At 37.8% G+C, this 12,465-nt stretch carries 9 protein-coding genes, 1 tRNA gene, 1 riboswitch and 1 other annotated feature; all 10 genes read right to left on the bottom strand.

What is annotated here, in order from left to right; translation table 11 throughout:
- Nucleotide 1: 1 nt before the first annotated feature.
- Nucleotides 2-1,294, bottom strand: a complete 1,293-nt coding sequence (gene lysA / locus RHP56_RS03300) for a diaminopimelate decarboxylase (protein ID WP_042252857.1) — start codon at nt 1,292-1,294, stop codon at nt 2-4.
- Nucleotides 1,295-1,377: 83 nt separating this feature from the next.
- Nucleotides 1,378-1,546, bottom strand: a riboswitch (Lysine riboswitch).
- Between the two features lie 86 nt (nt 1,547-1,632).
- Complete coding sequence (locus RHP56_RS03295; RefSeq protein WP_011679469.1) at nt 1,633-2,475, bottom strand: fructosamine kinase family protein; 843 nt, start codon at nt 2,473-2,475, stop codon at nt 1,633-1,635.
- Between the two features lie 183 nt (nt 2,476-2,658).
- The gene (locus tag RHP56_RS03290; RefSeq protein ID WP_042252854.1) at nt 2,659-3,204 is read right to left on the bottom strand and encodes a hypothetical protein; all 546 of its coding nucleotides are present in this window, start codon (nt 3,202-3,204) and stop codon (nt 2,659-2,661) included.
- 37 nt (nt 3,205-3,241) lie between these two features.
- Nucleotides 3,242-3,916: a VTT domain-containing protein gene (locus RHP56_RS03285; RefSeq protein ID WP_014324465.1), complete on the bottom strand. Its 675-nt coding sequence runs from the start codon at nt 3,914-3,916 to the stop codon at nt 3,242-3,244.
- Nucleotides 3,917-4,038: 122 nt separating this feature from the next.
- Nucleotides 4,039-5,412: an amino acid permease gene (locus tag RHP56_RS03280; RefSeq protein ID WP_042252852.1), complete on the bottom strand. Its 1,374-nt coding sequence runs from the start codon at nt 5,410-5,412 to the stop codon at nt 4,039-4,041.
- Between the two features lie 124 nt (nt 5,413-5,536).
- A complete protein-coding gene (gene thrS, locus RHP56_RS03275) occupies nt 5,537-7,495 on the bottom strand; it encodes a threonine--tRNA ligase (RefSeq protein WP_050883988.1) in 1,959 nt (652 codons plus the stop codon).
- 77 nt (nt 7,496-7,572) lie between these two features.
- Nucleotides 7,573-7,790, bottom strand: a binding site (T-box leader).
- 232 nt (nt 7,791-8,022) lie between these two features.
- A complete protein-coding gene (locus RHP56_RS03270) occupies nt 8,023-10,389 on the bottom strand; it encodes an FtsK/SpoIIIE family DNA translocase (RefSeq protein WP_102753448.1) in 2,367 nt (788 codons plus the stop codon).
- Nucleotides 10,390-10,544: 155 nt separating this feature from the next.
- Nucleotides 10,545-10,616 (bottom strand) — tRNA-Glu (locus RHP56_RS03265).
- A 72-nt stretch (nt 10,617-10,688) separates the two neighbouring features.
- Entirely contained in the window at nt 10,689-11,201 is a 513-nt protein-coding gene (locus tag RHP56_RS03260; protein ID WP_011679463.1) for a tRNA (cytidine(34)-2'-O)-methyltransferase, read from the bottom strand.
- Entirely contained in the window at nt 11,198-12,352 is a 1,155-nt protein-coding gene (locus RHP56_RS03255) for an AI-2E family transporter (RefSeq protein WP_011679462.1), read from the bottom strand. The genes RHP56_RS03260 and RHP56_RS03255 overlap by 4 nt, the downstream gene beginning before the upstream one ends.
- Nucleotides 12,353-12,465 lie beyond the last annotated feature (113 nt).

The raw sequence follows: 12,465 nt of genomic DNA, 5'->3' as shown, positions 1-12,465 counted from the left end.
GTTATTTATCTCCTAGAGTATAATCCTGATCTAAACTGATCATGTGTTCAAAAGTTTCACGTTCAACAACGACTTGATGTTGACCATTTTCCACGAAGACAACGGCCGGTCGTGGATTTCGGTTATAATTTGAAGCCATTGCATACCCGTACGCACCTGTTGCAAGCACAGATAAAATGTCACCAGGTTTTGTCGCCGGTAATTCTTCCTGCCAAACCAATACGTCACCTGACTCACAATATTTACCAGCAATCCGCACAATTTCTTCACTTTTAGCATTTGGTTGATTGGCTAAAACCGCTTCGTAATTTGCTTGATAAAGTGCTGGACGAATATTATCTCCCATACCACCATCTACAGCCAAGTAATTTCTAATTCCTGGAATATCCTTACGCGACCCAACTGTATATAGGGTTTGTCCGGCTGGTCCGACAATCGAACGACCAGGTTCAATCCATATTTCTGGCATTGCCCAATCGTACTGTGTAGCCTTTTCTTTCAAAACACGGATAATAGCATCCGCAAACTCGCTTTCTGGCAAAGGTTGATCCTCATCAGTATAACGAATACCAAATCCACCGCCAGTATTAATGACTTCTGGTTGCCATCCCCATGAGTAAGCAGTATCTGCTAATAGTGCTGCATTTTTCTCAAATCCAGTCACATCAAATATTTGAGATCCAATATGCGCATGTAAGCCACGCAAATGAAGATGGTTATCTTTTATTGCAATATCATAGGCCTGCTTCGCTTGACCTGTTTGTAAATCAAAGCCAAATTTACTATCTTGTTGACCAGTACTAATAAATTCATGAGTATGAGCTGAAATTCCTGGTGAAATACGTAGTAAAATATCTTGAATAACATTTTTTTCCGCCGTAATTTCTGACAGTAGCTGTAACTCAAGAAAATTATCAACAATAATTGTTCCCACACCATTTTCAACGGCCATCACAAGTTCATCATAACTCTTATTATTACCATTAAAACTAAGATGCTGAGTTGGAAAATCAGCTTTAATTGCTGTGTATAATTCCCCACCAGACACGACATCAGCGTGAATATTTTCTTGAGCTGCCACCTGATAAATTGCTTTAGTAGCAAAAGCTTTACCAGCATAACTCACTACATATGGGACATTTTCTTGTTCAAAGATACGCTTAAACGCTCTCATTGTCTTACGAATAAGTGTTACATCGTAAACTGCTAACGGCGTGCCATATGTCTTTGCCAGTTCGATTGTATCAACACCATCAACTGTCAGATGTTGCTTTTCATTTATTGGATACGTCATCATTTCCCCTTGAATTACACAAAAAAACCCTTTGATAGGTTCGCAAAACGGACTTATCAAAGGGCATTGTTAGCATTTTTGACAGTTTCCATAGCTCACCGCATCTCTGCGACAGTCTAATAGCTCTTAACTATTAGCCCAATCAAGGTCATTTGTAGACACCCTTGATTTCGGCGATATCCCCTAAGCTTACTATCAATTGCTACAGCAACTCCGGTAAGTGTATTGTCAATCGCGACCTCTATGTGAAATAATTTTTATTCTGTCATTATTATGACTGAATCATTATTGAATGTCAAGGTTTTTTCGTCTAATTCTTTGCTAGCAATCATGTGATTTTAAAAAGACGTTAATAATTTGTTCATCCGCGGTGCATAAATATCACCAAAGCGTGTAAAGTGCATTAGTATATAATAAAACTCATACCATTTTTCACGTTTTTGCCAGCCATCATCCAATGGCCATTCTTGCATATATTGATTATAAAATGACGGACTAAAGCCGGCAAACACTCTTGAAATCGCCAAATCATATTCCCGATCACCGTAGAACACGTTAGGATCAATAAATACAGGTTTACCTTGATCGTTAAACATAAAGTTTCCTGCCCAGAAATCACCATGCAGTAGTGATGGTTGAACTGTTTGCGCGTGATTATCATTTAATATTGTTTCACGTAAATTACTATAGTGATCACCACGTTGGGTCAGCCAAAAATTATTTTTTTGCGCTTGTGCCATTAGCGGATCCAAGCGTTGTTTCACAAAGAATTCAGCCCAAGAAGATTGCCAAGTATTATTTTTAGGCACAAAATCTACTAAGTTATCACTATCAAATCCAAACTTTGGCGCTGTAGCTTGGTGCATTTTAACCAGCGACTTTGCTAATTCTTGTTGTGACCCATTTCCTTGATTAATCCACGTCAAGACTAAGTAGGCGTGCCCTTGTAACTGTCCCTGCGCTAAAACGGCTGGCACAGTCACCTCTTCCCCCAAAGCCTTCAAGCCAGCAACTTCATGATCAAAAAAACTTGCTTGAGCATTTTGTTGAATCTTTAAAAAATAGCGCTGGTTATTCGAATAGATTGAAAACGCCTCGTTAATGTCTCCACCACGTACCTTCTCTAAGTCGTGTGGTTTTTCAAGTCCCAAACGAGTAACAAAATCGTTGCCTAAGTCCATATTATCCTCCAAAATTTATTATCGGAACAAAAAAACACAATTTTCATTACGAAAACTGTGTTTTTGGCAAAATAATACCCTTATTATCGACAAATTTATTCAATTGTCTCACAGGTATTATCATCTGATTGTAGTGTATCATAATATTATACAGACGTCACTACTTTGTGTACTTCTCTACTGTTAGCTGATGACTGGTAAATTGGCTGCAATTAAATCGTTAGTTACATCCACAAATTTTTCATCGTTCAAACGCAACAAACGCCAATCGTATTCCCTATCATTATCAAATTCATCAATATATGGTTCAAACTCACCTTCAGTTTGTAAAATCAGATAGCCTGCAAAAGCATCCGAAAATTCACTTTCAGTGCTAATAACACGTACTAATTGATTATTAGAAAAAAATCCGATGGCTAACTGATCATTATTCCACTGACCTTCAAAGGACCACTTTAAAGTAATCCAATCTGAAAGTGTTATTCCTAGGTTCAATAGATAATCCACAGATAAACGAATGTGGATTGGATGCTTGCTGGATTGAGAGTCGATTCCTTGAGCATCCAATTGAGAAGAGAAGATGCCACTTAATGCCTCAAAATCACTCACACTGGGTACTTTTTCTTCATTTTGCCATGCTTCAACAGTTTCAACTTCAACATCTAGTGCATCAGCAATCTCTATTGTTGAAATTTTAGTTAATTCTTGTAGTTTTTTTAAGTTATTCATAGTTATAATTATACAGAAAAACCGCCATGAATGGCGGTTATTTCGACATTATTTTTTTCTGTTTCTTTGCAACCATTGCTGAACGAACGACACCAATGATTGTTGGCATTAATGTGACCAACGCAATACCCAAAATAATTACAGAAAAGTGTGCTTTAACAAATGGAATATTTCCGAACATATAACCAGCACCGGTTGCAATTAAACTCCAAGAGAACGCAGCAATCAAACTATTACGTAGGAAATGTTTGTATGAAAATTGGCTGATACCAGCCACAAACGGTACAAATGTGCGGACAATCGGCATGTATCGCCCAATGATTATTGCCGCAGCACCACGCTTTTCAAAGAAAGCTTCAGCTTCTTTGATATGTTGTTCTTTAATGAAACGACCAAAGAAACGATGATGTAAAATTTTATAACCACCTGTACGACCAATCCAAAAATTGACTGAGTCACCAATAACAGCTGCTAAGAAGAATACAATCATAAATACCCAATGATTAAGTCCGGCATTTAGCCCAGCAGGCGTAGCAGCAATAGCTCCTGCAGCAAACAACAGTGAATCTCCAGGTAGAAACGGCATAATCACACTACCAGTTTCAATGAAAATTACTGCAAATAAAATCAAATACGTCCATAAACCGAACGCTTGCACAAGATTACCAATATGGACATCAATGTGCAAAATAAAATCAATTAGAAATGACATAAAGTTCCCCTAAAGTACGAATAGTAATATTTTACCACACATGTGAGCATGTCATATTAAAATATACCTTTTCATCCCTATTGCGATTTTAATTGCCTTCTAACCAGAAAAATTACGGTAACTTACTTATTTAATGCCTGTTTTGGTTGTCTCATTGAAAGACAGCCAAACACGACCATCCAAATGGTAGCACCAATTGCTGGTAGACGAGATTCTGGATTAAAGAAAAGCGTAATAAATACAAAACTGAAAAACAGAATTGCCAATGGCACTAACGTCTTGGGTGCTATGACAAGAAAGCCATCAGGCATGTAACTATCTGACTTGCGATACTTCATGTAAGCGAATAATATGAGTACATAAATCATCAAAAACAAGTCCGTCGATGCGCTTGTCACAAAACTAAATGCATTTGTGATTGATGGAATAACCGAGATTAAGGCCGAAAAAGCAACCATTAATGATGTAACCAGTACAGCATTCACTGGTAATTGTGTTTTTGATGTTTTTCTAAATGGTTGTAAAAACTTGGCCTTAGATTGGAATGATAAAGCAAAGAAATTACGGCTAGCACTAAACAAAACTGAATTTAATGCTGAAGCAGCACTCGTTAATACTACGAAATTAATTAAAGCGGCAGCCCATTTCACACCTGCCAACTGGAAAACCATCACGAAAGGACTTTGATCCTCTGGAATTTTCTGCCATGGATAAATCGTCATAATAATGAACAATGCACCCAGATAGAAAAACAATATGCGCCAAGGAATTTGGTTAATCGCTTTGGGCAAAACCGAACGGGGATTTTCCGTTTCAGCCGTTGTCATGCCAATAAATTCCATGCCGACAAATGCAAACATGACCATTTGAAAGGCATTAATAAAATTACCAACCCCGTTAGGAAATAACTCAAAGTGATGCCAAACATTACTAAAAGCAACTTTTCCAACTGGTGTTTCAAATCCTGTCAAAGCCATGATAATACCTGTCACAATCAATGATAGGATGGCTACAATCTTTATCATGGCAAACCAGAATTCAGTTTCACCATAAAGTGCTACGGCAATTAAGTTGATCGACGTTAGCAAAATAAGCATGACGATTTGAATCAACCAACTTGGTAAATCCGGCAGCCAAAACTGAATATATTTTGCCACTGCAGTCAGCTCTGCCATCCCCATAAATACAACAGTTAACCAATATGACCAACGTGCAAAGAATCCGGCACGGTTACCTAAAAATTTAGTGATGAAAGAAATAAAGGTATGTTGACTGGGATCAGCATACAGCAGTTCACCAATGGCACGCATTACAACAAACATAAACATTCCAATAACTAAGTAAACCAATAAAATGGACGGTCCAGCAAAATGGATTGAATTTCCTGCTCCCATGAATAGACCAGTACCAATTGTTCCACCAATAGCTATTAACTGAACGTGTCGGTTTTGTAAACCTCGTTTCGGAAGATTACTGTCGCCTTTTGAATCGGACATAATAATATAAATTTCCCTTTCCTATTGCAAAGCACCCCTCGATCATCTCAGGGTGCTTTGACTTTTCATACATACATGATCTAGTATGCTGATTTTTTTCTAAAAATAAACAACGCTATTTTGTTCATTCGGTTTCACGTGAGTAATTAGAAACATCAGACAAAATCAAATATTGGAATTCATCGTATGACATTGTAACTGTTTTTGTATCACCATACTTACGAACAGTAACCGTGTTACTATCTACCTCTGAATCGCCTAGTACCAAAGTATATGGAATTTTGTTCGTTTGCGCTTCACGAATGAGGTAGCCCATCTTAGCGTCTTTTGTTTCAACATTAGCGCGCAATCCAGCATCCTGTAACTTCTGCTGTACAGCGTTCGCATAATTACCATGAGCACCTAAATTAACAGGGATGATTTGTACTTGTAAAGGTGACAACCATGTTGGGAAAGCACCCTTGTACATTTCAATCAAGTAGGCTGTGAAACGTTCCATCGTACCAACAATACCACGATGTAACATCACTGGACGATGATTATCCAGACCATCACGACCAATATATTTCAAGTCAAATCGTTCTGGCAACAAGAAGTCTAATTGGATAGTTGACAATGTTTCTTCATTACCTAAGGCAGTCTTTGTTTGAACGTCTAACTTTGGACCATAGAAAGCAGCTTCACCTTCAGCCTCGAAATAATCAAGACCGAGATCATCCATTGCTGTTTTCAATTGCTTTTGTGACTTTTCCCACATTTCATCATCATCAAAATACTTTTCTGTATTTTTGGGATCACGATAAGACAAACGGAAACGATAATCTTTAATGTTGAAGTCACGATAGACACCCATCATCATTGTTAGAATAGACTTAAACTCTTCTTCTAACTTTTCTGGTTCAACGAATGTATGACCATCGTTCAATGTCATCTCACGAACACGAGATAACCCTGTCAAAGCACCAGATTTTTCATAACGATGCATCATTCCTAATTCAGCAATACGCATTGGTAATTCACGGTATGAACGTGGCTTATGATTAAATACCATGATATGTGATGGACAATTCATTGGACGTAATTCCAAAAATTCGCCATCCCCCATATCCATTGGTGGGAACATATCTTCACGATAATGGTCCCAGTGACCAGATGTCTTATATAAGTTCAAATTAGACAATACTGGTGTGTAAACGTGCTGGTAGCCATTTGACAGCTCTTTATCTGTAATATATCTTTCAACTTGGCGACGAATTGTTGCACCATTTGGCAGCCAAACTGGTAATCCTGAACCAACCTCCTGGCTAGTAAAGAATAGATCAAGATCACGTCCAATGACACGATGATCACGTTCCTTAGCTTCTTCACGACGAGCAATTTCTGCTTCAACGTCAGCTGCTTTCCAAAAGGCCGTTCCATATACTCGTTGCATCATTGGGTTGCTTGAATCTCCACGCCAGTAAGCGCCAGCCACTGAAGTAAGCTTAAAATGCTTAATCCAACCCGTTGATGGTACCAGACCACCCTTATCAAGCTCAATATGATCTCCTTGAACAGCAATTGTGATCTTTTCATCGACTGGTAGATCATTTACTAACTCAACTTTATATGGATCATCAGCAAATATTTCTAATGCTTCATCACGTGTGATTTCGCGAGAAAGAATTGGTAGATCCTCTTTCACAATTTTGTGCATAATCGCCTCGATTTCAGGGAAATCTTCGATTGACACTTGATTGCCAGCCCCATTATCTGTGTCGTAATAGAAGCCATTTTCAATAAAAGGACCAACTCCAAAATGAATGTTAGCAAATTTTGGAATTCGCTTTAATGCTTGTGCTAATAAATGAGATGCTGAGTGACGAAGTAGATCTAATGCTTCGCTATCTGATGTAGTGATTAGTTGAAAATCGCCACTTTCAGTAATAACATCGTTCATGCCAATGTATGAACCATTTATTTTTCCTGACACTGACTTCTTTGCCAATGACTTTGAAATACTTTCGGCAACCCCAATTGGCTTAATCCCTTCATCAAACTTTTTAATAGCGCCATCTGGGAATGTAAGACTGATTTCTGCCATGCTATTTTCCTTTCAAATTCCATTCTAGTATTTTACATTAATAAAACAAAAACGTCCCTTCAGATCCTTATTAGATCTAAAGGGACGTTTTACCGCGGTACCACCCAAGTTTAAAACAGGAAAAATTCCTATTTCTCTCAAATGATATATAACGGTATCACCCGGGCAACTTTTCATTTAAAACTACTAAATCACCACTCAAAGGTAGTCTCTTATGTATGCACTGCTCATTTTCACCAAACATGAACTCTCTTTAAGTACATGACAATCGAGTTGTCCTTATCAATGTTTCTGAGAAACATCATAACATTTTTTTTGCTGTGTTGCAATTATTTTTTTAAATCTGCTAATACAATCTTTAGCGCTTCTAATGCCTCGGCATCATGATCTAAAATACCATTATCAAAAACATTTTGTAGTGCAGCAATTTGATTTTTTGTAAGTGCCATTTTTATTATTCTCCTGTTTGCTTAATCATTTAATTCTACTCAAAAAATATAATCATACTACTTAGTTTGAAACTAATGCTAACTTTCTATCCCAGAGCTACCATCTGAAATATTGACGTGTCTTGGCCGTGATCCGTCTGCTGGTCCAATGTAACCGCCTGCTTCCAAATCATCAATTAATCGAGCGGCTCGATTATAACCAATCCTGAAACGACGTTGTAACAGTGATGTTGAGGCTTTTTGTTGTTCGATAACAAATTGCAAAGCTTCTTGGAATAACTCATCATCACTATTTCCATCAGCATTTTCCGAATTATCTTGAGCAATTTCTTCATCTGTAACAGTCATTGCATCGGAATACTGAACCTCTTGTTGTGACTTAACAAATTCAACAATATTAGTCACATCAGTGTTACTAATAAATGCACCTTGAACACGTTGTGTCGGCTTACCGGGCGGTGCAAAAATCATATCCCCTTTTCCGAGCAGCTTCTCAGCACCATTACTGTCCAGAATAGTGCGCGAATCAATTCCAGAAGCTGTTCTAAAAGCAATTCTACCAGGAATATTACTTTTTATGGTACCGTTAATCACTTTAACGTCAGGTCGCTGTGTGGCCAAAATCATGTGAATACCGGCTGCACGAGCTTTAGCACCAAGGCGCGCGATAGAAACTTCAATTTCATTACCCACCGTACTCATTAGGTCAGCGAATTCATCTACAATAGCAACAATATATGGCATTGGTTGCATAATTGGCTGATCTGTTTCCTTAGCTTCAGCATTCTGCTTTTCAACCGCCGCATTATATTCACCAATATTACGTTTTCCAAATTGAGCTAAAAGCTTGTAACGATTTTCCATCTCGTCAACAACTTTTTGCAAAGACTTCGCTGCTTTACGGGGCTCCGAAACAACTGGTGTCAGCAAGTGTGGTATCCCGTTATAAATAGATAACTCAACAACTTTTGGATCAACCATCATTAATTTAACTTCATTAGGTTTTGCACGCAAAAGGATAGATACAATAATACCATTAAGCCCTACTGATTTTCCAGATCCAGTAGATCCAGCAATAAGCAAATGAGGCATAGCCGATAAGTCTGCCATGATAATATTTCCTGTTACATCTCGGCCAAGTGGCACATTGAGTGGATTATCATCAAATGGCGCATTCTCAATCATGTCTCGGAATCCAACAGTTGCCTGAGTATCATTAGGAACCTCTATACCAACATAGGGTTTACCGGGGATTGGCGCCTCAATTCGTATTGATTTTGCAGCTAATGCCAATGCTAAATCATCCGATAGATTAGCAATTCGATTTACTTTAACGCCTTGCCCTGGTTTCAACTCATATTGAGTTACCGTAGGTCCTAATGAGACACTGGTCACTTCCGCCTCAACACCAAAGCTTTGCAGCGTATCATGGACAAGACGCGATTTGTCGGTTAAACCTTTAAACTCTTTTGTTTGGTCTGTAGGCGCTAACTGCGTTAATAGGTCAGCAGTTGGTAACTGGTAATCCGGATTTTCTTTTTCCAACATATCTGTAGAAACTTCGCTATCACTAACAGAAGTCTTTTCGGCCTGATCTTTGGAAGACTTTTTTGTTGGTTGAGGCGCTATAGGACCATTCCATTTAATTTCAGGCTCATTGAAATTTTCATGAACACTAGGTGGATTGACGTCTTTTTCTATTTTTGGGAGAACATCGGTTGACAAACTATCATCTCGGCTCACACCTAATGGATCATCTCCATAATCAGTAATATCTTTCTTGTGTCTATCACGTTTGAAAAGCGATTGTCGGGTTGGCTTTTCATTAGCTCGTTTTTCCTGAATATGAGTAACCCCTTCATGAGCTTTTTCAACACCTTGCTGAACAATGTCACGAGCTGGAATACGGAAAAAGATTGCAATACCACTGAATAATAAGATTATTGTTACAATCCACGTGCCAATGCTAGACATTAACATAAACAGTAGATGATATAATGCCGCGCCGATTATACCACCGCCAACCGGTGTGTTTGCTGATTGATTGACAAAATCTTGACCAATTAACCGCACCACTTCGCCAACATATCCATCTGCATTTTTTAGTGTGTATTCAAAAAATAACAATGATGAAATTGTCTCAATAGCAATGAACATCATAAAAGCGCCAACCCAAAAATGAGTTGCTATTTTAGGTGTTTTTCGAGTAATAAAATAGTACCCTAAAAATAATGTCATAGGTATTAAAATCACAAGATACATATTTCCAAAGAAAAAACGAAAAATGTCAGCGATAAATACCCCTAATATGCCAAGCTTAAATATACCTAGTATACCTAAGACAATACCACCCAAGAAGCATAGGTTTTGAACTAAAGGGTTCTTTTTTTTACTCTTTTTACCACGTGTTGTACGCCGTCTTTGTGTAGTCTTTCTTGTCGCCAAAGTTCCACCTCTTAGTCAGTTCATTCTAACACTTTATTTTATCATTTTTGAAACTCGAACAAATGTTCACATCAAATTCTTAAGCTTTGCTTAACTCTATTTCAAAAATTTAATTTTTAAACACAAAAAAACGCAACCAGAGTTGCGCTTTTTAGTAGCTCGTGAGAGAATCGAACTCTCGATTCCGCCGTGAAAGGGCAGCGTCTTAGCCACTTGACCAACGAGCCATGGTCAATAGTTGTTCGTTGTAACGAAACAACTATATTAGTTTATCAGGGAAATTTATATCTGTCAACTGTTTATTTCAGTTTGTCTTGCTCGTATGTGTGAGTTGTTTCTAAATTTGAAAAAGATTGCTGGCGCAATGCTTCATAAAGCACAATTGCGACAGTATTCGATAAATTCAACGAACGAACATGTGAATCATCCTGTGGGATACGAATAGCCTTCTCCGGATTTTGACGCATAAATACTTCTGGTAACCCTGTGGTTTCTTTTCCAAATAAGAAGTAATTGTCAGTATCATTTTGTGCGTAATTAGGCTGTGTATAGTCTTGGTTAGCAAATTTAGAAACCAAGTATAAGTTGTCTGTTTCTGCTAAAGTGTCTAGAAAATCAGGCAAGCTTGGGTGTTTCACCAACTTTACATGATCCCAATAATCTAACCCGGCACGTTTAACGTGTTTGTCATCAAGTTCAAACCCCAACGGTTCAATTAAATGTAAGACTGCATCAGTTCCAGCAGTCGTACGAGCAATATTTCCCGTATTAGCAGGCATTAAGGGTTCAAATAAAACAATATGATTCGTCATTTTTCAGCTACTTCCTCTACTTCAAATAAATCTGAGTTTGCACGCCACCAATCATAGATGTGTGTAACAAACACTTTAGCTACAGCATATGATGGCACCGCTAACACAATACCTAATACACCAAAAATATGTCCACTGCTCAATAACACAACGATAACAGTAACAGGGTGAATTGATAACGCCTCCCCGAGAATTTTTGGTGAAATAACATGTGCTTCAATCGGTTGTTCAATAGCTAGCACGATAATAGCTAATATTAGCATTTTTGGGCCACCAGCAATCAAAGCAACTGTGAAAACTGGCACTTGTGCAATAATTGATCCAACATACGGGATTAAGTTAAAGAAGCCTGCCATCAGCGCTAATAAAATACCGTACGGCAAACCAATAATGGTATACCCTATGGAAAACATAATCATTACAGCGAGTGCAACACCAAGTTGTCCACGAATATATTGAGCGATTTGCTTACTAATTTCCGTTAATAAGTAGCGTACTGATAGTTGTGAGTTATTTGGAAACTTACTAGAAACAAATGACGAAAATTTGTGTCCATCTAACAGCATATAATAAAGAATAAACGGCGTCGAAACAATTGTCACACCAATTGATGTAAGGATTGATGCAAATGAACTGATGCCTGCAACCCCGCTTGTCAAATATTTTTTGCTCCAATCTAATACATTTTGATTAAGATCAGAATTCGTATGATTCAAATAATCTCTGATAAACTTAAATTGTTCACTGGCAAAGGTCTCATTAATAAAAGCTTCGCTGGTTTTCCAGTAATTTGGCCAGTTATCGATAAATTGAATGACTTGATTGCGCAATACCATGACAATAGCAGCAATGGCTACTCCAATGATAGCTAATAAGACAATCAAGACCACACCAATCGATAAGTTTCTTGGTAAATGCACATATTTTTCCAGAAGACCGACAATCGGACTCAGCAAATAATACAGCACACCGCTTATCATTATAGGTGCACCGACAGCCGTAAATAATGCACGAATTGGTTCAAACAAAAAACGTACTTGCCAAGCCAAAAAAATGATTAGCAAAACTAATAAAATTACAATCAGACCATTTAACAAGTCATTGCCAGAAAACCAACGACTATACCATGACTGTTGCTCTGGTTTTTTCATAAAAACGCCCCTTCTCATGCTATACAATTGTAATTATTTTACCATAGAATTGCGAATGGCTGTTACTTTGCAATATTTTTACGATGATGTGATAATTAAATAAGGCTAAAAAT

It is taken from the genome of Leuconostoc sp. C5, assembly GCF_056530425.1.
This window is presented reverse-complemented; position numbering and strand designations above follow the sequence as displayed.

Bases quoted from the DNA above. Each gene is read 5' to 3' on its own strand.
- RHP56_RS03255 (WP_011679462.1), bottom strand. From the start codon at position 12,352: ATGAAAAAACCAGAGCAACAGTCATGGTATAGTCGTTGGTTTTCTGGC.
- RHP56_RS03290 (WP_042252854.1), bottom strand. From the start codon at position 3,204: ATGAATAACTTAAAAAAACTACAAGAATTAACTAAAATTTCAACAATA.
- RHP56_RS03285 (WP_014324465.1), bottom strand. From the start codon at position 3,916: ATGTCATTTCTAATTGATTTTATTTTGCACATTGATGTCCATATTGGT.
- lysA (WP_042252857.1), bottom strand. From the start codon at position 1,294: ATGACGTATCCAATAAATGAAAAGCAACATCTGACAGTTGATGGTGTT.
- RHP56_RS03260 (WP_011679463.1), bottom strand. From the start codon at position 11,201: ATGACGAATCATATTGTTTTATTTGAACCCTTAATGCCTGCTAATACG.
- RHP56_RS03280 (WP_042252852.1), bottom strand. From the start codon at position 5,412: ATGTCCGATTCAAAAGGCGACAGTAATCTTCCGAAACGAGGTTTACAA.
- RHP56_RS03295 (WP_011679469.1), bottom strand. From the start codon at position 2,475: ATGGACTTAGGCAACGATTTTGTTACTCGTTTGGGACTTGAAAAACCA.
- thrS (WP_050883988.1), bottom strand. From the start codon at position 7,495: ATGGCAGAAATCAGTCTTACATTCCCAGATGGCGCTATTAAAAAGTTT.